At 41.9% G+C, this 25,900-nt stretch carries 22 protein-coding genes; 10 read left to right on the top strand and 12 right to left on the bottom strand.

Translation table 11 applies throughout. From position 1 onward, the window contains the following. Positions 1-175: 175 nt before the first annotated feature. Genes UXI14_RS17390 through UXI14_RS17380 form a run of 3 tightly spaced genes read left to right on the top strand, consistent with a single transcriptional unit; the run spans position 176 to position 5,424 of the window. Positions 176-2,509 carry a gliding motility-associated C-terminal domain-containing protein gene (locus UXI14_RS17390; RefSeq protein WP_335967248.1) on the top strand — a complete coding sequence of 778 codons (2,334 nt, stop codon included), beginning with the start codon at positions 176-178 and terminating at the stop codon, positions 2,507-2,509. 35 nt (positions 2,510-2,544) lie between these two features. Then, positions 2,545-3,456: a type IX secretion system membrane protein PorP/SprF gene (locus UXI14_RS17385; protein WP_335967247.1), complete on the top strand. Its 912-nt coding sequence runs from the start codon at positions 2,545-2,547 to the stop codon at positions 3,454-3,456. Positions 3,457-3,480: 24 nt separating this feature from the next. Then, the gene (locus UXI14_RS17380; RefSeq protein WP_335967246.1) at positions 3,481-5,424 is read left to right on the top strand and encodes an OmpA family protein; all 1,944 of its coding nucleotides are present in this window, start codon (positions 3,481-3,483) and stop codon (positions 5,422-5,424) included. A 299-nt stretch (positions 5,425-5,723) separates the two neighbouring features. On the opposite strand, the gene UXI14_RS17375 is transcribed toward UXI14_RS17380, so the two are convergent. Beyond that, positions 5,724-7,202, bottom strand: coding sequence for a potassium/proton antiporter (locus tag UXI14_RS17375; RefSeq protein ID WP_335967245.1), 1,479 nt, complete (start codon positions 7,200-7,202; stop codon positions 5,724-5,726). A 771-nt stretch (positions 7,203-7,973) separates the two neighbouring features. Between UXI14_RS17375 and UXI14_RS17370 the strand changes: the two genes are divergently transcribed. From UXI14_RS17370 to UXI14_RS17350, 5 genes are all read left to right on the top strand, one after another. Beyond that, positions 7,974-8,399 (top strand): hypothetical protein, encoded by a 426-nt coding sequence (locus UXI14_RS17370; RefSeq protein WP_335967244.1) that lies wholly within the window; start codon positions 7,974-7,976, stop codon positions 8,397-8,399. A gap of 97 nt (positions 8,400-8,496) precedes the next feature. Further along, a complete protein-coding gene (locus UXI14_RS17365; protein WP_335967243.1) occupies positions 8,497-8,871 on the top strand; it encodes a hypothetical protein in 375 nt (124 codons plus the stop codon). A gap of 133 nt (positions 8,872-9,004) precedes the next feature. Beyond that, entirely contained in the window at positions 9,005-10,306 is a 1,302-nt protein-coding gene (gene nhaD, locus UXI14_RS17360) for a sodium:proton antiporter NhaD (protein WP_335967242.1), read from the top strand. A gap of 32 nt (positions 10,307-10,338) precedes the next feature. Further along, on the top strand, positions 10,339-10,701 hold the full coding sequence (locus UXI14_RS17355) for a hypothetical protein (RefSeq protein WP_335967241.1): 363 nt from the start codon (positions 10,339-10,341) through the stop codon (positions 10,699-10,701). Positions 10,702-10,759: 58 nt separating this feature from the next. Beyond that, positions 10,760-11,233 carry a hypothetical protein gene (locus UXI14_RS17350; protein WP_335967240.1) on the top strand — a complete coding sequence of 158 codons (474 nt, stop codon included), beginning with the start codon at positions 10,760-10,762 and terminating at the stop codon, positions 11,231-11,233. Positions 11,234-11,509: 276 nt separating this feature from the next. Here UXI14_RS17350 and UXI14_RS17345 read toward each other — a convergent pair whose 3' ends face one another. The 8 genes from UXI14_RS17345 to UXI14_RS17310 form a co-directional block, all read right to left on the bottom strand. Continuing rightward, complete coding sequence (locus UXI14_RS17345; protein ID WP_335967239.1) at positions 11,510-11,653, bottom strand: hypothetical protein; 144 nt, start codon at positions 11,651-11,653, stop codon at positions 11,510-11,512. Between the two features lie 107 nt (positions 11,654-11,760). Beyond that, a complete protein-coding gene (locus UXI14_RS17340) occupies positions 11,761-13,443 on the bottom strand; it encodes an arylsulfatase (RefSeq protein WP_335967238.1) in 1,683 nt (560 codons plus the stop codon). 17 nt (positions 13,444-13,460) lie between these two features. Continuing rightward, positions 13,461-14,132, bottom strand: coding sequence for a RagB/SusD family nutrient uptake outer membrane protein (locus UXI14_RS17335; RefSeq protein WP_335967237.1), 672 nt, complete (start codon positions 14,130-14,132; stop codon positions 13,461-13,463). After that, positions 14,098-14,916, bottom strand: a complete 819-nt coding sequence (locus UXI14_RS17330; RefSeq protein ID WP_335967236.1) for a RagB/SusD family nutrient uptake outer membrane protein — start codon at positions 14,914-14,916, stop codon at positions 14,098-14,100. The genes UXI14_RS17335 and UXI14_RS17330 overlap by 35 nt, the downstream gene beginning before the upstream one ends. A gap of 17 nt (positions 14,917-14,933) precedes the next feature. Then, on the bottom strand, positions 14,934-17,981 hold the full coding sequence (locus UXI14_RS17325; RefSeq protein WP_335967235.1) for a TonB-dependent receptor: 3,048 nt from the start codon (positions 17,979-17,981) through the stop codon (positions 14,934-14,936). 70 nt (positions 17,982-18,051) lie between these two features. After that, complete coding sequence (locus tag UXI14_RS17320; protein WP_335967234.1) at positions 18,052-20,610, bottom strand: TonB-dependent receptor; 2,559 nt, start codon at positions 20,608-20,610, stop codon at positions 18,052-18,054. 69 nt (positions 20,611-20,679) lie between these two features. Continuing rightward, entirely contained in the window at positions 20,680-21,060 is a 381-nt protein-coding gene (locus UXI14_RS17315; RefSeq protein WP_335967233.1) for a hypothetical protein, read from the bottom strand. A 65-nt stretch (positions 21,061-21,125) separates the two neighbouring features. Then, positions 21,126-22,085 carry a DUF1684 domain-containing protein gene (locus UXI14_RS17310; RefSeq protein WP_335967232.1) on the bottom strand — a complete coding sequence of 320 codons (960 nt, stop codon included), beginning with the start codon at positions 22,083-22,085 and terminating at the stop codon, positions 21,126-21,128. A 416-nt stretch (positions 22,086-22,501) separates the two neighbouring features. Between UXI14_RS17310 and UXI14_RS17305 the strand changes: the two genes are divergently transcribed. Together UXI14_RS17305 and UXI14_RS17300 are read left to right on the top strand one after the other, a co-directional pair. Beyond that, on the top strand, positions 22,502-23,323 hold the full coding sequence (locus UXI14_RS17305; RefSeq protein ID WP_335967231.1) for an alpha/beta hydrolase: 822 nt from the start codon (positions 22,502-22,504) through the stop codon (positions 23,321-23,323). A 130-nt stretch (positions 23,324-23,453) separates the two neighbouring features. Then, a complete protein-coding gene (locus UXI14_RS17300; RefSeq protein WP_335967230.1) occupies positions 23,454-24,344 on the top strand; it encodes a sulfite exporter TauE/SafE family protein in 891 nt (296 codons plus the stop codon). 17 nt (positions 24,345-24,361) lie between these two features. Here the strand turns inward: UXI14_RS17300 and UXI14_RS17295 are convergent, their stop codons facing one another. The 3 genes from UXI14_RS17295 to UXI14_RS17285 all read right to left on the bottom strand — a co-directional run. Further along, positions 24,362-24,763, bottom strand: coding sequence for an Rrf2 family transcriptional regulator (locus tag UXI14_RS17295; protein WP_335967229.1), 402 nt, complete (start codon positions 24,761-24,763; stop codon positions 24,362-24,364). 356 nt (positions 24,764-25,119) lie between these two features. Further along, positions 25,120-25,320: an RES family NAD+ phosphorylase gene (locus tag UXI14_RS17290; RefSeq protein WP_335967227.1), complete on the bottom strand. Its 201-nt coding sequence runs from the start codon at positions 25,318-25,320 to the stop codon at positions 25,120-25,122. 62 nt (positions 25,321-25,382) lie between these two features. Next, the coding region (locus tag UXI14_RS17285; protein ID WP_335967226.1) for an antitoxin Xre/MbcA/ParS toxin-binding domain-containing protein at positions 25,383-25,900 on the bottom strand (518 nt) is incomplete at its 5' end.

Here is a 25,900-nt window from a genome sequence, read left to right as displayed (position 1 = left end):
AGTTCCTGTTCCTAATGGATATAACGATTCCATAACGGGTTTAAATTGTTTAGGAGACTTCTCTTATAACCTTCAGGAAAATGTTAATGATATCTCCAATGGGGGAAATGCTATTGCTGCTAACTTTTCATGGGTACCACAAGTTAACGGAAATGTAATCGGAGCAAGTCCTGGAATGGGTTCAATTATAAATCAAAGCCTTCAAAATTTAACTGATTCGGAGCAGACAGTAATATATACCATAACAGCGGAGTCTATTATCAATCCAAGCTGTAGTTCCTCTTTTGATATTTCTGTTGTAGTTCCTGTGTGTTCTTCAATAGATATTAAAAAATCTTCAGATGTGAATTCGATTGAGTTAGCAGGGGATATGATTAATTACACATTTACAGTAACCAATACTGGCAATGCAAACCAAACCAATGTTGTGTTGTCAGATCCTTTAATCGGAGGTGTAATTTTGGGTCCTGAGAGTGGGGATAATAACAATAATAATATCCTTGAAACCGGGGAAGTATGGGTATATACTGCATCTTATTCAGTTCTTCAGGAGGATATAGATAGTAATGGAAATCCAATTCAGGAATCTGGAATAATACAAAATATAGCAAAAGTGACTTCAGATGAAATCCCATTAGGAGAGTCAGATACGAATGAGGTCATTATTAACACGAATCCTTCCTTTACCGTAACGAAAACACAGAGTGATGGGTCTAATCCAGTAACTACTGCTGGTGAGGTATTGGGGTATTCCATAGAAGTGACCAATACTGGAAATGTTTCCTTGACGCATCTTGAAATAAATGATATTCTTCCCGATGGCAGTGTTGGCACTGTCAATTTCAATTCAGGAGATGTCGATGATGATGGAGAAGTCGATCCGGGAGAAATCTGGACTTATATAGGGAAGTATACGGTAAGTCAATCCGATATTGATGCTGGATTGGATTTGGTAAACACAGTATATGTAAGCAGCGATCAAACTGCCGAGGTGCTGGAGGATACAGCGGTCACGGGGATTGTTCAACATGCTGATGTTATAACGCAAAAAAGGACGCTTGATATTGGACAGTTGAGTTATGAACCCGGAGGGTCGGTAGCATATACAATTGAAGTACATAATAATGGTCCAAGTGCTGCAAAAAATGTAAATATCATAGATATAGCCCCTGAAGGAACCACAATTGGTTCATGGACTGCTGAAGTGGTTGATGGAGAGGTTATACTTTCCGATACTTTTGGAGAGGGAAATCTAAATCAAAATCTTCCTATCTTACCAAATAATGCTACGGTTAGGTATACTGTTATTGTTGATATACCCATCAATTACCAAGATGATTTAGTCAATACCGTTACGGTTACATCTCCTACCGATGACCCTGATCCTAATTGTCCTGAATGTGTTACCCCGCCACTAGAACCGGACCTGATGGCTGATATAGTTACCACAAAGACCGTTCGTGAGGATTATTTGGAAGGATTCATAGCAGGGCAGCCCGTAATTTATGATATTACAATTACCAACAATGGTCCAAATGCTGCCGAGGATGTAAATGTTACAGATATTGCACCCCAAGGGACAATCATTGACTCATGGTCAGCAGAAGTAATTCAGGGGAATATTGTTCTTCCTAATTTCAATGGTAGTGGAGATTTGGATGAAATCATTCCTGAATTTCCAAACCAAGCCATTGTAGTTTATACTGTTGTTGTGTCGGTACCTGGGGATTATGATTCAGACCTTACCAATGTTGTAGATGTATTTTCATCGACAGAAGATCCCGATCCGACTTGTGACGATTGTTCCGTAACAATATCCCCGCAACAGCCTGAAATGGCCTTAATAAAAACAGTTCATTTGAATGATACTAATAATAATGGATTACCGGATGTTGGTGAATCTCTCACGTATATGTTTAATGTTACCAATACGGGGAATGTTATTATAAAAGGAATTGAGATTGTAGATGAAATGCCAGGCATCCAAATGATGGGAGAGCCATTTGACTTGGAACCGGGGGAGACTAATAGTACTTCCTATCGAGGGGAATACATGCTTACGGAAAAGGATTTGCAAAATGGAAGCATTAGTAATCAGGCAGTAGCAAAAGGGAATGGCCCTTTGGGAGATGAAATAGAGGATATATCGGATCACACCAGTAGAAGCGGTGACAATCCTACAGTATTTGATATAGAGCAGGGCTGTACTTTGGAAGTTTTCAATGCTATAACCCCTAATGCAGACGGAGTTAATGATTTCTTTAAAATACAGGGTATCGAATGTTATCCCAATAATACGCTGGAAATCTATGATCGTTGGGGTATTTTGGTTTACAAAAAGAATAATTACGACAATCAATCCAATGTCTTTTCGGGATATTCAGATGGAAGATCCACTATTGAAAGAGAAGAATCGTTACCGACAGGAACTTATTTCTATGTTCTAAAATACCAGATAGGACAGAGCAACATGAAATCCAAGAGCGGATATATTTACTTGAATCAATAGCCATGGAAGAAAAAAGAGATATAAAAAATCGTTATATGTTAATAATAAGAATATGTGTTGTTTTGATTTTGGGGTCGAATCTTTCCGTTTTTTCTCAGCAAGATTCTCAATATACGCAATACATGTACAATACGGTAACTGTCAATCCCGCCTATGCTGGAAGCCGTGGCATGTTGAGTTTAAATGGGTTGTACAGGGCGCAGTGGGTCGGCCTGGAGGGCGCCCCTGAGACCATGGCCTTTTCTATGAATTCCCCTGTTGGTATTAAAGGTGTCGGATTGGGATTATCCTTTACCGGTGACCGGATAGGCCCTTCTACAGAGACCATGGTAGCAGCAGATTTTTCATATACGATAAGAACTTCGTCAACAACAAAATTATCGTTCGGTATTAAAGGAGGTTTCAGTTCACTTGATGTGGACATCAACAAATTAGATCCTGAGAATATCAATGACCCCCTGCTTACAGACGTAAACCGTATGGCCCCTGTCATAGGGGCCGGGGTTTACCTGCATTCGGACCGATGGTATGTGGGGCTTTCTACCCCTAATTTTTTGGAAACGGAACACTATGACGATGTACAGGTGTCCACCGCAACCGAGAAGGCACATTTTTACTTGATAGGAGGTTATGTATTCGATTTAAGTCAAAATATACAATTTAAGCCGGCCATATTGACCAAAGCGGTTATGGGGGCCCCGTTGGCGCTGGATATTTCCGCAAACTTTTTGTTTAACGAACGTTTTACACTTGGGGCAGCCTATAGGTTGGATGCCGCAGTCAGTTTTTTGGCCGGTTTTCAAATAACAGATCAGTTAATGCTTGGATATGCATATGATTACGATACCACAGAACTTGGAAATTACAATTCGGGTTCACATGAGATTTTTCTTCGATTTGAACTGGGTACCCGTGTGCGAAGAGCTATAAACCCCCGTTTCTTTTAATTATTTAAATTTTATCAAAAGGCTATGATATATATAAATAGAATTACAGTATGCTTGATCCTTTGTTTGCTTTGGTCGTCCGGATATAGCCAGGAACAGAAACTAAAAAAAGCCCAAAAGGAATATGAACAATTGGGTTTTATCAAGGCTTCTGAAATCTATGAAAAGGTAGCCGATAAGGGATATCGATCCGTTGAGTTATTTGAAAAGCTTGGGAACACCTATTATTTTAATGCCAGGTATAAAGAAGCAGCCAAATGGTACAAGGAGTTGTTTGCAATGGATACCTCGATTGCTCCTGTATATTACAGGCGTTATTCCCAAAGTCTGAAAGCTACGGGGGCTGATAGGTTGGCTCAGGAGATGTACAACGCATACGTAGATATTTCGGGGACAGATAAAGAGCGTATGCTTAAAGCGGAGGACTACTTAAAACGGATAGCTGACAATTCAGGCAGGTATACCATTAAGAATTTACCCGTTAATACGGACGGCATCGATTTTGGGGGATATGCGCAAAACGGAAAACTCATCTATGCGTCTACACGTGATACGGGAACGCTGGCAAAACGAAAAAGCGCATGGGACGGCTTGACGTTCTTAGACCTTTATGAAGTTTCAGTGGATTCGGGTGGCTCCTATGGTCCAAGCTTTAAAATAAAAGGGGATATTAACACTCGTTTCCATGAATCTTCAGCCTGTGTGACCCGTGACGGGAAAACCCTTTATTTTACCCGGAACAATACCACTCCTGAGATGAAAAGACAGAAGAAAGAGTTTCAACGTTTAAAGATATACCGGGCTACCCTTATCGACGGAAAATGGACAAATGTAGAAGACCTTTCCATTAATGGTGACACCTATTCTACGGCTCATCCGGTTTTAAGCCCTGCGGAGGACAAATTGTATTTTGTATCGAATCGTCCGGAGGCTATCGGTGCTACCGATATTTTTTATGCTGCTATTAAAGCGGACGGTAGTTTGGGACGGGTAGAAAATATGGGTAAGACGATCAATACCTACGGGAGGGAGTCTTTTCCCTTTGTTAGCGATAGAAACGAACTGTATTTCTCTTCAGACGGGCATTTCGGACTGGGGGGCTATGATGTGTTCTATGTCCAATTATCAAAAAATGGAACAGAGTCACAGGGCAGTCTTTTAAACGTGGGGAGAGCTGTGAACTCGGCCATGGACGATGTGGCCTTTTCTATAAATACACAAACACACAAAGGGTATATCAGTTCCAACAGAGCTGGAGGATTGGGCTATGACGATATCTACGGTTTTACGGAGACCAAAGATATCCGGGAACTCATCCAAGCGCAGATTCACGGAACCGTGATCGATAAAAACACTGGGGAGCCCATAGCCAATAGCAAGATAGGCCTGTTTTATCAGGACGGCACTCCGTTCATCTCCGTTGTAACGGACATGAACGGCACCTATTCCATAACCACGGACCGCTATGCAAGCTATGCGGTACGTGCCTCCAAAGAGGGCTATGGTACAGACGAGGCCTATTCGCTAAGGAATAAAAAAACACAGGAGATCAATTTTAGGCTGGAACGGGACCTATATGCCCTGACCGAGGGAAGCGACCTTGGAAGGATGCTGGGGATCAAAGAAATATATTTCGATTTTGACAAGTGGGATATCCGGCCTGATGCCGAAGTGGAACTACAGAAAGTACTGACGGTCATGGAGCAATACCCAACGCTTTCCATCGCCATTAAATCACATACGGACAGCAGGGGAAATGATGCCTATAATCAGTTGTTATCAGAAAAGCGTGCGCGGTCGACCAAACAGTACCTGCTCGATAAGGGGATTAACGAAGAACGGCTTTCGGCCATGGGATATGGGGAGTCGAGGCCCGTCAACAAATGTACAAACGGGGTCAAGTGTACCGAGAGGGAACACCAACAGAATCGAAGGAGCGAATTTATTATCGGGATCTTAAAAAAATAAATATTCAATCGTTTAAAACGCTCATAAGTATTCGATAATCAATGATAAAAATTTATTTTAGGGAGGTTGCTCAAAAAGAGAGAAGCAAGAAGCAATATCATAATGTTCTCAAAAACAAAGCTTTTAGAAACTATAGGGAAAATATTGAGCTGGTATATTTGCGGAGAAAACTAACCATGAAACAGGTTTTGGGCTGCTCTTGGATTCCATGTTCCAAATTTTTCCATTAGAAAAGGGGAGTTTTACGATTTCTTTAAGTCATACACACGCTGAAGGTAGCTTCCCCTATTTGAGCACGCCTATACCTCTACCTGAATTGAGGAGCCAAATTTAGTGGCCACGGACTGCAAACATGCTTCATTCTCCGCTAAGATGACCAATATATCACCTTCCTTAATAACGGTACTTCCGTCCGGGGTCAGGAACTTCTCGCCCCGCATGATCATGGCGATGATTGCTGCCTTTGGGAAACCAATTTCAACGATGGGCTTGCCAATGAACGGGTTCCCCGTTCTTATGGGAACTTCCCTCATAATGGATTTGGACTTTTCGGCCATTAAGGCCTCCACCTGGGATGTCTGTGTTTCGGGCTGGGGCATGGAAACATGCAGCCATTTGGCAACTACGGAAAGGGTAGTGCCCTGTAACAAAACAGAGATAAGGGAAACGAAAAAAACAATATTAAAAATCAGACTTGCCTTTTCGATACCCGCCAGCAACGGATAGGTTGCAAAGACTATGGGCACGGCACCCCGGAGCCCTACCCAGGATATATAGACACGTCTGCGCATTTTCATTTTAAAAAAAGCCAAGCTTATAAAAACACTTATTGGACGGGCAATAAATATTAGAAAAAAAGCAATTACAATACCCACTCCGATAATAGGGACCATTTGAGAGGGGGTTACCAATAGCCCCAAAGTAAGGAACAATACGATTTGCATAAGCCATGCGAGGCCGTCAAACATACCAATAATGGTTTTTTTATGGATCAATCCCTTATTCCCTAGATACACCCCGGATAAATAGACCGCCAAAAATCCATTCCCGCCAACAAAATCGGTTGCAGAAAAGATGATGAACATCAGTGCAATTACCAAAACGGGGTATAATCCTTCAAAACCAAGGGTGATTTTATTGATTATGATACGGCTTACATATCCAAATCCGTAGCCGAGCAGGGCTCCCAATACGATTTGCTGTAGAAATACCGGCACAATGCTCCATAGGCTTTCAGAAGGATTCATGACCAACCCCAACATGGCGACCGTTAAAAAATAAGCCATAGGGTCATTACTACCGCTCTCCAGTTCCAGGGTCGGCCTTAGGTTGCTCTTTAAGGCCAGGTTTTTCGAACGCAGTATGGAAAATACGGCTGCAGCATCGGTAGAAGAAACAATGGCCCCAAACAGCAGGCCCTCATAGAGACTGAAATCGGTAATCCACCATACCAGTACGCCGGTAATGACACAGGTTAAAAGGACCCCAACGGTGGAAAGCACAATACCCTGACCCAAGATAGGTTTAATGGACTTCCAGTTGGTATCCAATCCCCCGGAAAAAAGGATAAAATTCAAGGCCACTATGCCGGTGAATTGCGCTATCTGGTGGTTTTCAAACTCAATGCCTCCAATACCATCTGTTCCGGCAATCATACCTACCGATAAAAACAAGACCAATGTCGGCACCCCGAAACGATAGGATGTTTTACCGACCAATATGCTAATAAACAATAATAAAGAACCTATCAGCAGTATATTCTCTATAGTAATGTTCATATCTTTTACCCCTTTTTTATAAAAATTAAACCTTGAATGGACGGGACCCGGTCACGGGCCGTTCTCCATTTTAAACTATTGATACATGAATGGTCAATACCTCAAATATACCATTCAGAACGTTCAAATGTACTATCAAAACTATAAAATCCGCTGATACAAAGTTTTGGGGTTGCGACCAATTTGATCAAAAAAGCCAAAATGAACGGGGAAGGCACTGCCTTTTCTTGCCGAATGGCCAAATTATAGTACTTTTGTTCCGTGGAGCGGATACCGTACATACCCTTCGGGAAAATAATAATACTATTATTGATAGTATATGGATCGTTGTCCCATAATTCATCCGAAACGTTTGATGGCGGCTTTACCCCCCTTAAAGAAAAAATGTGTTTTCACGACCATCCGAATCCGGTCGGGATTTTGCCAGCGGGGCCATATGTAAAAGAATTCCCGTTACGCGAGAACAGCAAAAAAAGTAAGGCCATCCGGAACTTCTTTAAACTTCACAGGAAAAAGAGCCCTTTATTCAGGTACAATACGGCATACTTTTTTGATATACAGGGACTCGTTCATTCTATCCTTAAATTTTCCTTATTCCCCTTTCATTTTTATTGGTAAAGCATTTTTGTAATTTTTATTCCCCTTACTTCATATATAAATTCCAAAGATTCATTTTACCAATATATCGTTAACATGGATACCTCATTATTGATACTGGCACTAGTATTTGTCAGCCTGTGTATTTTGCTCTTGTCTCTCCTGGCCATAAGCATGCTAAGATCAAGGCATAAATTATTGTCGCCCATCAGGGAGATGGCCCATAAAAATAAAGACAACATAAGCTTTTATGAATTTATCGACCGTACCTGCATGGCCATGGATGAATCAAAAAACCTCTTGTTTTACTGCACCTATGTGAATGAAAAAAAAATAATCAAAAGAATTGACCTTAATATGGTACTTTCGGCAGAGATAGAACACCTTAAAAAAACGGATCCCAAAAGTAAGAAAGAACAGACGTTTTACTTGGGCATCAATTTGTATAAATACAATGCAAGGTCACCTTTTGAAAGGCTCATGACCTATGACCGGGAAATTTCCCCAAATTGTCCCCCTGAATTTGGCGAAACCGAAAAGTGGAACCGTTTGATCAACACAAGGACATTTGATAATTTTACAGCGCATGTGATGGAATGACTTTTCCTCCGGCAGGATCAAAGGGGATTGCCCCAACGCCCTAATATTTTGACCATCAATTTGATACTTGGATTTTTAAAATCATTACATTTGCCACATGAAAAAAACACAGGGATATCTTAGCTTTCTTATCCTTCTTATAGCTGCAGTTTATGCACAGGCACCGGGAGCAGGCACCCATGATTTTTTAGGGGACGTTCCCTCAAAACAACAACGGGCTTTTGAATCCGCTAATGCCCAAAATGCCGGATATGCGACCAATGAGTTTCTTTCCATATCCTTTCTTTTTTCACATACACCGAAAACAAACGAGACCCCTACTGTTGAAAAGGCACCGTTCAACTTCGTATCCATGCCTGTTTCGATATATAGGGATTCCGCCTTTTTAAGTAAAGGGCAGATGATACATGCCAATTACATTGCATTACAAAAGAATATCATCCAGTTGTTCCCATTCCATTCTTTTTGGTAAAGAAATCTTTTAAAACTTTTCGACCCCTTGTATTAACATAAGGGATACTCCATTTGAACATATAAAGCTTACTGCTGTTATATCGATATACAATGGATATTAGTTAATTGATTTTAAACTCAAAAAGAATAAAATGTACAGCATTTTAATTATCATATTTATACTTGGGTACCTGGCCATTGCCCTTGAACATATCATTAAAATAGACAAGGCGGCGACGGCACTTCTTACCGGTACTTTATGCTGGACGGTGATCCTAGTGGCTGCTAACGCGTTTTTTCCCGAACTGGGTACAGACGGGCAAACAAAATTTATCCATTCAGACTTATTAGAGCATCTCGGGGAAATTTCCGAAATTCTCTTCTTTCTCTTGGGGGCCATGACCATCGTGGAACTCATTGACGCGCACGGTGGCTTTGCCATAATTACCGATAGGGTTTCTACAACTAGCAAGACCAAGCTCTTATGGTTTTTTTGTGGCATCACCTTCTTTCTATCGGCTGTTTTGGATAATTTGACAACTGCCATTGTGATGGCCACCTTATTAAAAAAACTGCTCCGCGATAAAAAGGACATCTGGTTCTTTGGCGGTATGATCGTCATTGCTGCAAATGCTGGCGGGGCTTGGTCCCCCATTGGGGATGTAACCACGATCATGTTATGGATCAGCGGCAGGGTTACCGCCGGTAACATAATTACCACGGTATTTGTTCCAAGCATTTTATGTGTTCTGACACCTTTAGTGGTTGTTTCTTTAACAATGAGGGGAACGATAGCGCTTGCTTATGGGGATGGTACTGGAATCAGCCAAAAAAGCGTAACATCCAAAGAACGTCTCCTGGTATTCTGGTGTGGAATAGGAGGGCTTTTGATGGTTCCGGTAATTAAAAGTATTACGCATTTACCACCCTTTATGTGCATCCTTTTGCTACTTTCCCTTTTGTGGACCCTTACCGAGTACCTGCATCGTAAAAAAGAAGCGGAAGCAAAGCGGCACCTTATTATTTCCGGGATCATAAAAAAAATAGATACCCCAAGCGTATTGTTCTTCTTGGGCATCTTGTTGGCGGTCGCGGGATTGCAAACGGTGGGCATTTTGGCGGACCTTGCACTGTACATGCAAAACCATTTGGACAACTTGTATGTGCTAAATACCTTAATCGGACTGCTTTCCTCCATTGTTGACAATGTTCCGCTCGTTGCCGGTGCCATTGGAATGTACCCTTTGCACCAGTACCCTCAAGACCATTTGTTTTGGGAGTTGCTCTCTTATTGTGCCGGTACCGGGGGCAGTGCTTTGATTATCGGCTCGGCAGCGGGTGTGGCCATTATGGGAATCCTGAAGGTTGATTTTATATGGTATGCAAAAAGAATCAGCTGGCTGGCATTGCTCGGCTATGCATCGGGGATAGTATACCTTTTCGTGACCCGTTAAAGAGCAGCTTCATAAGATCATTCTTTCATAACATGGGTACACAGACCGATAAAATGTATGATACGCTTATTACGGGCATCCTTTTTTTATGGACGTTAGGGACCATCGGCAGCACTGAGCATCCCATCTCGAATTATAAGGTGCCTTCCGGAAAAGCGAAAATAAGGGCCATTGCATATCCTCGAATTACGGGCGCGGTTCCAAAAGAATTCCAGCTTTCGCTGCAGAAGGTGCCGTCATCCCCCGGAAATGGTTTCGGCCATGGAATTTTATTTATAAAATGGCCCCTGCAATGGATATACCATAACAACAAGCTATTTATATTTAATACGGGGAGGCAACAAACCAGGGAACAGTTAACCGCCCTGCTCTTTCCTTTTCACAATCATACATAAGCTGATTTTTACTCCGCATTATATTAAAAATTAATTATTCATAAAAAACATATATATCATGAATTCAGGCACAACACTGATCGGTTTATTATTGGCATTAATGATTGCCGGGCCTATCATCTATTTTATTGCCAGGGCAACAATCGAAAAAAAAACCATTCAACGAAAAATAAGGGAGTTAAGCGATTCCTATCATTTGGGTCCAAGTGAACACCATTCTTTTAACAGGCATCATTTTGTTATGGATACCCTACAAAAAAAGATTCTTTATATTGAATTTGCCAAATCAAAATTGGAAAGGCACATAGTCTTTGATTCAGGATCGATAAAACACTGTGAAATTAGTATTGACAGCTATAAGGGACCTACCAAAATGGAGGTTATCCGGGAAATATACATGGTAGTAAACGATGTAGCGGGACAATGTCACAGTATCCTGCTTTTTAGTGAAAAGGACGGGGATTCCCTACTGGCCTCGGAGGTAAAGAGGGAAGCTGAAAATGTGGTTAAAAGGATTAAAAGCCTCTTTTAAATAATAAATGCTAATGGGAACCGTAGATCGTTGAAACAACCATCCCCGGAATTCAAGGAACAGGTCTCTATAATAAGACCTGTTCCTTTTTTGTTTCCAAAGCTGGGAGCGAAAACCGAACCATTGAGCAAATACTGTTGTACGCTCACCCTGGACTTGCAATAAAAATTGGATCTTAAGTTGAGCGATTATGCTGTTAGTTTGTGTCTCCATAAATGAGGGCCAGGGAGTGTGATTTAAACACTCGTTATGCTTGGGCCCGAATATACTAGTATACTAGTCTTTTGTGGTATTGCGATTTGCCAACTCCTTTATTTTATTTCTGAACCACCATATAAACCTTGAAAAAAGACGGTAATCCCCTTCCATGAATTCGAGCCAATTTTTCTTTTCTCTTTTTATGAAATCTTTTATTTTCATAGCCCATTTTATGATAAAATCGGTTAGGGAAGCCTAACTTCTAAATCAATACAAGAACCACCACGTAACTTATATAATCCTAACCGATTTATGTATGTTCTTTGTTTTTATTGATCAATTGTTTTTAATATTCCTTCCCTAAAACGGGACATTCCCTTACCATTGGGAGAAGAACGTAATAGAGAATCCGTGTCGACTACATGATGGGATGATGCCCAGGCCTTGTAACGGTCATTTAATTTTTGCACCAATTCCGGGTGTAGATTGGAAACATCGGATGTTTCTTCTCTGTCCTTTTCCATATTGAACAATTTCCATTTTTTATCTCCTGCCAAGGTCAAAAGTTTCCATTCATTGGCCCTAATAGCTTTGTTTCCTGACCATTCAAAAAATAACGTATCGTTTTTGACATCTGACACTCCCGTTAATTGGGGCAACAACGAATTTCCTGCCAATGGTAGAACCTCGTTTCCTTTATATGAATCGGGATAAGAAATATTGGAAAGTTCCAATATGGTCGGGAATATATCTATCAAATGCCCGCGCCCGGTAACAATGGTATTTTCTTTAAACCTCTTGGGAAACGATGCTATAAATGGTGAGCTGATCCCCCCTTCATATGGAAACGTTTTCCAATACGTAAAGGGGGTATTGGCAGCATATGCCCATCGGTGTGTAATGGACCTATATGAATCCACAGTCCCTACTTCTCCCTTTTTGTCAGTGGGGCGAATATTTCCAAAACTACGGTTAACATCCTCTCCGGCAGCCCCATTATCAGATAAAAAGAAGAAAACGGTATTTTCAAATTGTCCGTTTTCTTTTAAACGTGCAATGAGCCGCCCTATATTTTGATCAACCCTATCGATCATAGCTGCATGAACTTCCATGTACTTTGCCCAGTGTTTTTGTTCATCACCGGAAAGCTCATCCCAGGCAGGAATAGTACTGGGGCGCTCCGATATCGGTTCGGAACTACTCACCAGTCCTTTTTCTATAAGCCTTTTTCTTCGCTCTTTACGTATCTGGTCCCACCCCTTGTCAAATTTGCCTTTATATTTTTCGATATCAGCTGGAGGTGCCTGTAATGGCCAGTGTGGTGCATTAAAGGCCAGATATAAGAAAAAGGGTTCTTGTCTATTGGTATTGGAAACCATTTTTATGGCCTCGGTTGTAATAGCGTCCGTGAGGTAAAACGTTGAATCTTTTACCTGAAAAGGGGTGTTATTATGATAAAGTTCCAAGGGTTCACCAGTGAAGGGCTTTTGGGAAAAATAACTACTTGCCCCGCCCGGGAACCCAAAAAACGCATCGAACCCCCGTTGATTTGGCAATTGGTCATGTTCGTTACCTAAATGCCATTTTCCTGATAAATAGGTACGATATCCGTTCTGATTCAATACTTCCGCGATAGTCAGAGATTCCGTATTTAAATATCCCTGATAGGCAGGGATTCCAAGATTTACGGAGAAAAAGCCTACCCCGGCATCATGTTGGTACTGTCCCGATAGCAAAGAGGCCCGGGTTGGTGCACAGATCCCAACATTATAAAATTCACGAAAAGAAACCCCGCTTGAGGCCAATGCATTGAGGTTTGGGGTTTGAACCTGTGACCCGTAGGCCCCAATATCCGAATAGCCCAAATCATCCGTTAAGATCAGGACAATGTTCGGTTTTTCAGTGTCATGAACGGCCGCAGTTCCTTTTTCTTTTTTTGGCGCTTCACACGAAATATTACTGAGTAGTATTCCGGTTAAAAGGAGTTTTAATACCATAAAATTTGTTTTCATTTAAGTGTGTTTTTTAGTTAATAACCTTCCCACTCAGGGTTTTGCTTTAAATTGGGATTCAATAGTAATTCCCGCTGTGGAATGGGGAATTTTACATGCCTAGGAGCAGCATTTGTTTTCCCGGCATTATGAAGCATCTTTACATAATAATCGGCTCCCCGACGTGTGAGATCGAACCACCGGTGATATTCCAGTGCCAGTTCCTTTCTCCGTTCCCCATAAATCTTATCCCTAAAAGATGCCTTGTTCAGCCCTGGTGCCATTTCACTTAAAGGCATTACATGGGCCCGCTTTCTTATTCTGTCAACGGCTTTATAGGCTTTGTCAGAGGGGCCTTGTAATTCATTCAAAGCCTCTGCATATATCAACAGAATGTCGGCATAGCGCAAAAGAGGGATATTCACACGGGACAATTGTGGGGAATAAGCCGCCTCGGGGTCGAAGTATTTTATATAACTCAGATTAGCCAATGCTACCATTTCTCCGGTAGTAGGATCGGTCAATTCCTTTGCCATGGTTATATCCCTTCTGGTATCGCCTGCTTCATAACTTGCATACAGATTACTTTGAGGGTTCGGGGCGTCTACATATTCACCGTTGAACTCAAACGGAAGCGAAAACCAGGACAGTCCATTATTGAGTGATGCGTCACCATTAAATTGAATGGAAAAAAATATGCTCTTTTCCATTTTTTGACTCCGGACTGAAAACATCGGAAAAATCCTCGAACAACCCGTACCATCCTGAATCCATAAGTTCTTTTGCCTTTGAGGCGGATTTTTGCCATTCCCCTTGCCTTAAATAGACTTTAGCCAATAAGGCCTTAGCTGCTCCCGCTGTAGCCCGCCCGGCATCTACATCTGGATAAGAGCCCGGTGCCGGGAGGAGTTCGGCAGCTTTCAAATCTTTTATGATCAGTTCATATATCTGTTCTTCAGGTGTGTTGGAGATATGCAATTCCCCCGGAGACAACGAAGAGGTCTCATGAACAATAAGCGGAACGCTTCCAAACCACCTGACCAGGTTGAAATAATTCCATGCCCTTAAGAATTTGGCTTCGTTGAGCAACCTGTCTTGGAGTTTTGAATCAATAACCCCTGGATCCAATACCGAAATACGGTCTATGGCAATATTGGCACGGTTTATGGCATCGTAACTATATTGCCAGGTCCAATTCAGACCGGTATTGTTGGGGACATAATTAATTTTTGACAGATCGATGACTTGCGAGCTCCTTGTCCTGGGGCCGGCACTTACATCATCCGTAGCCATTTCAAGCATCATCAATTGACGGTTATAGAGCACCAACCATTCGGTAAACATCCTATGATAGATGGCATTTACGGCAGACACGGCATCTTCAGTGGTCTTGTAAAACTGGTTAACCGTCAAATTGGATTCGGGTGACTCCTCCAAATCGGTGCACCCTTGAAAAGATAAAACCAATATGATAATTATGATAATCTTTTTCATTTTTTCAATGTTTTTATTTAGAATGTTACTTTGAGACCGGCTGAAATACTTCGTGATACAGGATATATCCCGGCATCGTATCCTTTGGTAATGGTGTTGCCCGCAGAGGTCACCTCGGGATCAAAACCGGTATATTTTGTCCAGGTCAATAAATTTTGCGCGGTTACATAAAACCTTAAATTGTTTACGAAGAATTTTGAGGTTACGGTACCGGGAACCGTATAGCCCAAAACAATGCTTTTTACGCGCAGATAGGACCCGTCCTCAACAAACCGGTCAAGGAAAATATTGGAAGGATCTGCCGACGCCCTTGGGATATTCGAACCGGTATTATCTTGAGCCCAGCGATTTACGGCCTCAGACGATGCATTTTGCTGTCCTGTCAAAAGTTCCAATGTTTGTCGGTTACCATTGATAATCTCATTTCCGACCGACCCCTGCAATAAAATATTCAGATCGATGTTATTATAGCTCCAGGTATTGGTAAATCCGAATATATAGTCGGGCTGGGCATTTCCTATAATTTCGCGGTCGGCAGCGGTAGAAAAAGTACCATCTCCGTCAATATCCTTATATATCCGGTCTCCGGGCTTAGGATTACTTCTCCCTGTGAGGGCCCCTAGTGCTGCTTCTTGTCCGGGCTGTAATATTCCATTGGAAACAGCTCCGTAAAATGATCCCAGGGGTTCCCCCTCCTTAATAATAAAGTCTCCGTTAAAATTTCCCCCTAATATATAATCGGTATCTCCATCTCCAATAGTAAGCACCTTGTTCCTGTTAAAGGAAATATTGAATCCGGAACTCCAGTTAAAATCCCCCTGAAAATTGATTGTGTTAAGGGCCACTTCCAACCCTTTATTCTCCACGGCACCATAATTTTGGAGCGACGAGCCATAACCGCTAGTCCATGGGATTTCTACATTGAGGAGCAGGTCTTCTGTCTTTTTGTAATAAGCATCAAGGGTCAGGGAGATTCTGTTTTTTAACAATCCCAGGTCAAATCCGATATCGGCCTGTTTGGTGGTTTCCCATCCAAGGTCACTGTTAGCAATTCGATCCGGTGTAAATCCGGTAACAAAATCACTCCCCAACAGTACCCGTACGGCACTGAGCGTAGACAAAGACTGATAAACTCCTATTTCCTGATTTCCTGTCATACCATAACTCAAGCGCAGCTTTAAGTTGTTGATAGTCCTGCTTAGGGGCTCAAAAAAGCGTTCGTTACTTATTCTCCAGGCGAGGGCTATGGAAGGGAAATAGCCCCATTTGTTGTTCTTTCCGAATTTAGAGGAACCATCTGCACGAAAAGAAGTGGTAATAAAATAACGTTGATCATAATTATAATTGATCCTGCCCAAATAGGACAACAAGTTCCATGAATAGGTATTAGATCCCGGTAATAAGGCAACCGACCCGCTACCAAGGTTGTTAAAAGTCAACGCATCCGTTACAAAATTCTGGGACCCGGCACTAAAACCCGCACTGGTATATTCTTGTTGGGTAAAACCCAGTAAGCCTTCCAGGGAATGTTTCCCGAACCGATGGTTGTATGTGAGGGTATTTTCATTGAGCCATGAATTGGTTTCAAGGGATGCTATATGGGCTTCCCCTCCAACCAAACTTCCTTCATACAGGCTTGTCGGCAGATAAGATTCTTCCTTTAAGTTGTTGATGTCCGTTCCCAAGGATACTTTCAATTTTAAGCGGTCCCAAAGGGTATATTCTCCGTATACGGTTCCCAGGACCCTGAAATTTTTACTCTTATTGGTCTGTAGTTCAAGAGATGCGATGGGATTGGTTATCACATTTTCAAAAGGATTTCTCAGGGTAAAATCTCCATTTTGATCGTAAATCGTAGCCGTGGGGGGCATCGTCAACAATGCTGAAACAAGTCCTCCCGGAGCCAATCTGTTGTTTGTTTTACTACCCGTTAAATGAAGCCCTATGTGGAAGTCATCATTAATTTTGGTATCCAGGTTTATTCGTGTACTTATTCGATCGAACCCTGTATTTTTTATAATTCCTTCCTGATCAAAATAATTTCCGGAAATTAAATATTTGGTTCGTTCCCCTGCCCCGGAAATATCAAGCTGATGCATAAGGATGGGCGCTGCATGAAAAGCTGCATCCTGCCAGTCCGTACCCGCTCCCAACCCGGCTATTTCTTCCGGGCCCAGATACTGGTAGGGACCTCCACCGGGATTTCTATCAAGTAACGCCTCGTTTCTGAGTGCCGCAAATTCACTGGCATTCATGACCCCTATTTTTTTGCGGAGTTCCTGTATCCCATAACTGGTTTCATAGGATATCTTAGGTTTTCCTTCTTTCCCTTGTTTAGTGGTTATGATGACTACGCCATTGGCTCCCCTGGAACCATAGATGGCAGTAGCAGAGGCATCTTTTAAAATATCGATGCTCGCTATATCGGAAGGGTTCAGGGACGAAAGTGGGTTGGCGGGGTTTCCCGATACGACCCCGAGGGATATATCGTTGTTATATACGGGGAAGCCGTCGATTACATACAGGGGTTCATTTCCCCCCTGAATGGAACCGCCTCCACGGATACGGACACTTATGCCCCCTCCGGGCTGTCCGGATGTCTGGGTTACCTGAACCCCTGCAACCCCTCCCTGAAGGAGTTGATCTACAGAAGATAGCGGCCTGTCTTTCAGTAGGTCATCGGCTACCGAGGAAACAGCTCCGGTAAGATCTTCTTTTTTTTGGGTGGCATAGCCTACCACAACTACCTCGTTAAGTTCTTCGGTAACTTCCGGCAGAATGATATTGATAATCTTTTTTCCTGCAACCTTTTTCTCCACGGATTGGAGTCCGATACTGGTAATGGACAAAACCTCGTCCCCGATAACCAGTATTGTATAGTTGCCGTCAAAGTCCGTAACCGTTCCCTGCCCATTCCCCTTAATCAATATATTGGCGCCGGGAACGGGCACTCCCTGTTGGGTGGTTATCTTTCCTTTCAAATGGTATGGTTTTTGACCATAGGTCATTAGTATGGTAAATAGTATGACTATGGTCGGGATGGTCTTGAAATTTTTAGTCGTCATTCGTATTAAAAATAGGTTTGGTGTATGCCAAGGCAAATGATGCCCCTAGGCTGTTGTGGTTTTGTTTTTTTTAAAAGAAATCGTATTTTAAGGTCACTCCATAAGTTCCCGGGTCTCCCAGTACGGCCGCATAATGTCCGGCACTTCCCCCGGCCGGCAATAATTGTTCAAAATAATTTTTATCAAGCAGGTTCCTTCCCCATATATATACGGAAAGCCCCTTGTAGGCCCTAAAGCCTGCCCGTGCGTTGAAGATTCCGTATCCGGGCACGTTTAAATATTCAGAGGGGGAAGGGCTGGAGGAAAATTCCGTTCTGAAATAACTGTCCGCTCCCAGAAACAGCGTTCCCGATTGTCCCCATAAATCCAAAGGACTTGATGTAAGTTCGCCGCCTATGGAGCCTGTCCATTTGGAGACGCCGGGCAACCGCCCCCCGGAAATATCCTTAAAGGCCTGTTCGCCCCCTACTTCTTCCAGCGGTACCGGAGCATTGGTGAAAGATTCGTATTCTGCATCGGTATAAGCTAAAGAGCCATAGAAGGTGATGTGATTGTTTATCCTTAGGGTCCCGTCCAGTTCACCGCCCCATACCCGTACCTCTTCGGCATTGGAAAGGTATCCCCTGTTTACGCCAAGCTCGGGGGTTTGTACTACCGTTTGAAAGTCCTCGATAGTAGTCCTGTAAAAAGAAAGGTTCAAAGTGGCGTTGCTGATCGGCTTGGATTTTAAACCTATCTCAAAATGCCTTACGTACTCCGGTTTTACTTCGGCCAGCTCCAATAGCGGTTCTCCGTCCTGGGTCGGCAGTCCGCCAAGGTTTACCCCGATGGGTTTGTAGTTTGTGGAAAAAGTGGCATAGGCATTCAATGCCGGTATGGGCCGGTACCGTAAGGTCAACTGACCGGATATGTTGGTGTTTTCAACATCGGCAGTAAAAGCTTGCGGTGAATATACCCGGGCCTTTAGTGCGAGCAGTTCCGGATCATCTGTATCCAGCCCGCCGTAGGTTTCCCTGTTGTAATCTACTTTCTTGGTATCATAATTAAAACGGATACCCGGCTGAAGATGCCATTTTTCATTGATCTCCCAATCGACATTTGCAAAAACCGCCCCACTAAAACTCTTTAATTTATTTTTGGTTTTTATCCCATAACCGTCCAGTAAGCCCGGGGTTTGCCATGCCGGGTCTTCGGTGTTCTCCACAAAGCGCCACTGTGCAGCCCCGGATTCCTGGGTATGCTCTGGATCCGATTTTAGATGCTGCCCCAAGATGAACACCCCGATCACCCCGCTTAATTTATCGGAGAAATCTCCCGCATACCGTAATTCTTGCGACCATTGGTCATGACGGGAAGGTGCCTGGGACAGGTTTAAAACGGGCAGTCCCGTAAAATCCCGGTCGTTGGAGGGCCCCCAGTTCCAATAGCGCCATGCGGTGGTCGATGTTAATGTTCCGTTCCAAAGTTTAAAATCGGCGTTCAATGAAAGCCCGCCCAATTGGTTTTTGGAGCGCCAAGGGGTATCGTGGTCAATAAGCCTGTCAAAAGGATTGCGGCTCGGGAGTTCATAATTAAGGTCTGCAATGATTTGCTCGAACTGCCGAAAATCAGGTTTTTGTGTGGTTACCACCCCGGCAAAGACCTGTGCATATCCATTTGGCTTTTGACTGGAGGCATCCCCGGAAAGTAAAATTTTAATCTGTTCGTTGGGGGTATATAACAATTGCCCCCTAAACCCTATGTTGTTAAGGTCGTTTACATGTTCATCCCGGGCTATATTATAAATGGTCCCATCCCTTTGTGTCCCGGAAAAAGAGAATCTTCCCGCCAGTTTATCGGAAACAAGGGGGCCGGTGACAAAACTCTTTGCCTGGATAAAACCATAATTTCCAAAACTCGTCTCAAAACCGGCCTCAGGGGTAAAGCCAGGTTTACTGGTAGTTATGTTAAAGGCCCCTGCGGTAGTGTTTTTTCCAAAGAGTGTTCCCTGGGGGCCCCTCAGCACCTCAATTTGTTCTATATCGATAAAATCCAGTGTTGTGGCCGCAGGTCTGGCATAATAGACCCCATCCACATAGAACCCGACTCCGGGATCAATTCCATCATTGGTCAGTCCAAAGGTGGAGCCCAGGCCCCTGATATTAAGTGTTGTATTTCGAGGGTTGGAAGAATACAGTTGCACGGAAGGGACCAATTCCTTTACTCTGTTGACATTAAAGGCCCCTGCTTCTTCTACTTGTGATGCCCCAATGATTGAAATAGGGATGGGGACGTCGAGAGCTGACTCCGTCCGCCTTCTGGCGGTAACCACGATTTCTGATAGGGAATCAGAGGAGGAATACAAACGGACCTGCAAGAAATGACTGTCCTTAACTGTCAGGCTTTTTTCATGATAACCCAGATACGAAAAATTTAGTTGAACGGGAAAACCCTCATTAAGCTCCAGGTAAAAATTACCGTCGATGTCCGTAGAAGTTCCGGTGTTTGCGCCTTTTATCTGTACCGTTGCCCCGGATAAGGGCTGGCCTGTAGCGGCATCCGTCAGCTTTCCTTCTATGGAATGTTGGGCCGAAAGCCTGTATATACTTGACCATAAAAGGCCTATCACTAAAATGGTGTGAAATTTCATAACAATTATATTGGTTTTAATTAATTATATTTATCCTACAGGAATAGTAGGTTATTAGATTAAATTTTTTTAGTTTAATAGTTCCACATTGGTTGCCGGGATGCCTATGGTCTTCAGGGCGGTCATCAACATCCTTTTGATGTCATATGGGCTAAAGTGCTTGTAACTTTCATATAAAAAGTCTGGATCGTCGCCCATGGGAAATGACAACAGAACAAGTGTCCGGGCCGATAACTTTATGGTATTTCCGGTAGTTATCATAAGGCTTTCCAAATCCATGTAAGGGCATTTACATATGCCCTGATTAATGACACATATGGGTGCCGTGCCCAAAGGTTGTCCATAGGTTGACACCAACAATGGTATTCCGATATAATAGGCCCCATTACTGGAACGGTACGTATCGATTTGTAATAAGTACTGCTTCTCTATTTTTATCACTGCTCCCATAAACTTGATGTTTTAAATTGTTAAAAATTTTGTATACAATATTATTATTTTCAGATGCCAACGGTTTAATGTTTCTTGTCTATATGTGCAACATATTGTTTCTCTCCAGCGGTAACGGGGACCGAAAGGACGTTTTGCTTTGGAGGGAGCGGACAGGTTGCATAGGGGGTAAACGCACATGGTGGGTTATAGGCCTTGTTAAAATCCAACCAGGTATGGCCGTCGGCATCAGGTTTTTCAGCATATAAAAACCTTCCTGTATGATACGTCTGGTCCCCATTGGTCTGATCCCCGAAAACGATAAAAAACCGATTTTCTTCATTTAAAACATCCAAATGAAATTCCTTTCCGTCTATGGTAAAATAAAGTGTTCCCGGAGAGTCTTGGTCACTGGTCCTGTCCGTTACATCGGTTATCGAAATAGTGTGCATGGGTTCGGGCTGAAACTTGGCACGCACCCTCCACTTCTTAGCAATGGGAAAAGTTTCAACTCCCGAAAAGTTTTTTGAAAGTTCACTGTCCAGATCCCTTAACCGGATGGCATACCGGTCACCCCTTTTAATGACATACCACTTAAGGTTTTCATGAGAAAGGGTTATTGTTTTTTCTACAGGAAACACCTGCAATTCCTTTACCGGTTTGGACCCCTCTTTTACGTCCACGTTCCCAGCGGCCGAAAAGGTAATTACTCCGCCGTTCAATTGATAAGTGCCAATATGGGCCGCTGCTTTTTCCGATGGAAAAACAATAGTATTGCCTTTTTCCGAACCAATTGTATTTTCTCCTTCCTCCAGCCAGTACAAACCAGCAAGGTTTAACCACCCATCCGCTGCCTTTAAGGAAGCTATCCGCTGTTTTTTCCATTGGGTGATACTGTCTATATAAGTTGCATCGGAAGGCTTTATGGGCGTTACTTTCGATGGAACGGTTTTTATATCAACATGGGCTTTTTTACAACCCCAGGTTAGCGTTAAAAATAGGGAAATGCCCATTATCTTTACAACGGTTGATTTTACGGAATCCATATATCTTAAATTTATTTTGTTATGTCATGTTGGAGGCCCCGAGCGGATTCGAACCGCTGTAAAAGCTTTTGCAGAGCTTCACCTAGCCTCTCGGTCACGGGGCTGTTTTATATTAACGTAATTATTTTCAATACTATTTTCGGCTACCATATCCATACTTTAAAAAAATCCCCATTTTTCAATGGGGAACCTGAATTAGCCATGCACTTAGCTGTCAAATGACATTGAACGGATGCTCCGACGGGTTAGGTTTCCCTAACAATACATCATATTTCGACAGCACAGGTACCATTATTTATTCCTTTGTTGGGAACAAATATAAAAAATCTTTTTAAATCTACAAATCCTATCGATTTAATATGATTTAAAATTAATTTATATATATTTGCAGCGTACTTAACTTCAAAAAGACGCAAATGAGTAGCATATCAAAAGATAGAGACCTTCGGGTTCCCGTACCATCAAAACGATTAAATCTTGTTCTGTTGCACGGGCTTTTTGGTTCCCTCAGCAACTGGGATTCCGTTACAAGAGCATTTTCGGACAGGCATAACATATACATCCCTAAATTACCGATACTTCAACAGTCGTTTGCTGTGTCACCTATGGAGAACCTTGTTCTTTATTTGGAACATTATATCGAAGAAAATCATATAGCGCATCCGGTGCTTATCGGAAATTCCCTTGGCGGTCATTTGGCCCTGCTGTATAGCTTAAAAGGTCAACACAGGGTATGGGGACTTGTTTTAACGGGGAGCTCTGGACTTTTTGAAAATACCCTCATGGATCATTTTCCAAGAACACGGGACTATTCCTATATAAAATCAAAAGTCAGGGAGGTATTTTATAAAAAGGAAGCTGTGGATGAAGAATTGATAAACAAAGTGTTCTCCTGTATTCAAAATAAAAAAAATGTGTTGTCCATTATCCGTGTGGCTAAGGATGCCAAAAGGCAAAACTTAAAAAAAGAACTTCCCAATATAGAAATACCGGTACAGTTAATATGGGGGATGCAGGATGTCGTGACACCTGTATCAGTGGCTGAGGAGTTTTACCTTTTGCTCCCATCATCCCGGTTATGCCTTATTAATGAATGTGGACATGTTCCCATGATGGAACAACCCGATCAATTTAATAATCTCATGGATGAGTTTATATCCAGGAAAATCATCAATGACAAAGAAACAAGAACCCAAAAAAATCTCAATTCATTTAACCGTACAATAGCTATTTCATAGGAAGTTTGTTTCATGGTTGGTTAGTTTTAGTTGATGAAGCATCCCCATCTCAGGGGATGCTTATTAAATAAATCCTGTTCAACCCATAGAAATAACACCCTTAGTGTCTTAGCAATAAATTATATGACGTATGACTACCATTAGAAAGTTTAAAAAGAATATTTCAAACATCAGCCTGAAACAGATCGGCTGGGCCATACTAAGTCTTAAAGTAGCACTTATTGGTTATTTTATTTATATCATTTATCAAGGCGGAGGTATCATTTTTTCGTTTGATGATACCTTTTATACCTTTATTGCCATTGGGTTTTGTGCCCAGTTAATAGACGGGGCTTTGGGAATGGCCTATGGGGCAAGTAGCAGTGCCCTTCTGTTACATTTTGGCGTGTCCCCTAAAATAGCATCGGCAAGTGTTCATATGGCCGAAGTATTTACGACAGGTGTTTCGGGACTGTCGCATTTAAAATTTAAAAATATAGACAAGGCACTTTTGATCCGGCTCGTTGTCCCTGGAGTCATCGGTGCTGTATTGGGGGCCTATTTGTTGTCGGATGTATTTAACGGAAATTATATAAAACCGTATATTTCGGCCTATTTGTTTATTTTGGGCAGTATTATCCTGTATAAAGGGATACGTAACAGGTTCAAGGAAAGGGAGAAAGTCAAAAGGGCGGGAATATTGGCCTTTATAGGGGGTATGTTCGATGCCATCGGCGGCGGCGGATGGGGCCCCATAGTAACTTCTAATATTATTAATCAGGGGAAAAGCCCCCGAATTACTATCGGTACGGTTAATACTGCCGAGTTTTTTGTTACATTTTTTGCCACGGGAATCTTTCTTTTCTATGTGGGGGTCGATAGCTGGCAAGTGGTACTCGGTCTCATTGTCGGAGGGGTCATTGCTGCTCCGCTGGGAGCGTTTTTAGCGTCTAGGATTCATAAAAGGGTATTGATGATCGTGGTTGGCCTGGTAATAATATTAACATCGACATTGACCATATATCATGCCCTTACATCATAAGATCCCTTGGGGATATATTACATTTCGGTAATGGGCGTTTCCAATACGGGCAGCATCTCGCTCCTGACATGAACAAACAATTTTCGAACCTTGCAAATATCCTCATCGATACACTCTTCGCATTTTTCATAAAAATTTTCAGAAGTACAGGAGGTAAGGGCTATGGGCCCGTCTATAATCCTCATTACGGCTGCGACGGTAACCTCTTTTGGGTCTTGGGCAAAACTGTAGCCTCCTTTGGGACCACGGTGGCTTTTTATGATCCTATGCTGCTTTAAATTGCTCATAATGGTCTCCAAAAACTTATAGGGAATTTTCTGGGCATCAGAAATATCCTTAACCGGAACGGGTACTTCATCCGGATGTTCATAGATATAAATAAGTGCTTTTATAGCATATTTGGCTTTTCTGGACAACATAGGCAATTAAATTCGATATATGCAATAATAAGAAGATATGTGACGTTTCTCAAAAATATTTTAAATTAGTATTATGACATGCTCATAAGAATGCCCGGTATAGATTCAGGGCTTCTATTATTTTAAGGACAACAATCCCTTAATGACGAAAAATCTACTTCTGATATTTTCAGAAGTAGGCGAGAATGAGCAATTACTTATAGCATCCATTGTTGGGTAGTTATTTAAATATCCTTTTATCAAATATTGTTATTTTCTTAAAATGTTTGTGATATGGGTTTATTAGATAATTATAATCGCCTTGAACAACCGCTGAGGGCACTTTTAAGACACAAAAGTCTAATGCATCTATAAATTCATCTCCAATTTTCGGGAATGTCTTTTTGTTCCAATAATTTTATTTGAATATCATCAGGAATATTAATTTCAATCATTACATAGTCGCTTGGTAAAGTGGCTATAGTTAAATGAACGGTAACTTCTGCCATTGCTAATGCTCTGCTTTCTGCGGAGCAAATAACCTCTGTCCCTTTAGAGTTCCATCTATTTCCAGGCATAGCTGCTCCTTTTCCGTTTAGCTGAGTTGAGTATTTTTTCTTTGATAACCTATATGTTCTCATTAAGCAAAAATTCCGTGGTCGATTTTATTCAATTCAGCCATTACCAATTCTTTTCCATAAGAATCTTTCAATAATTCGGCGGGTTTTAAATTACCTAATGTGAATGAGGGTGTGTTGAGCCATAAATAAAATTGTTCAGATGAGTCAAATACCCCTTTACCAAAATTAGTTACTTCTGCTAATTCTATTATTTTTTCCGTATGTATTGGTTTAAATAGATAATCAACATCATTTTGATGTCTTTGTAAAGTTTTCTTTGATAGGTTTAAATATTCAGCCCAATCATCTTCTGAGAAAGGTGTAATATCTTTTATTTTGCTGAACAATTTGTATGGCATGCCTTTTCTTATTGCTCTAATAATAAGCATCTTGTTGTCAAAAAAATCTGAATAAGTTATGTTTTTTGTTTTTATTTGAACAGCTGACGACTTGTCAATTTTTCTAACATAAGCTTTGATAGCTTTATTAACAGCAGTTAGGTCTGGATTGTTTTTTTGTTCTTGAGCCATCATAATTT

This window comes from Galbibacter sp. PAP.153, assembly GCF_037029175.1.
GTDB lineage: Bacteria > Bacteroidota > Bacteroidia > Flavobacteriales > Flavobacteriaceae > Galbibacter > Galbibacter pacificus.
Note: the sequence above shows the minus strand (reverse complement) of the source record. Positions and strands in the feature narration are given on the sequence as shown.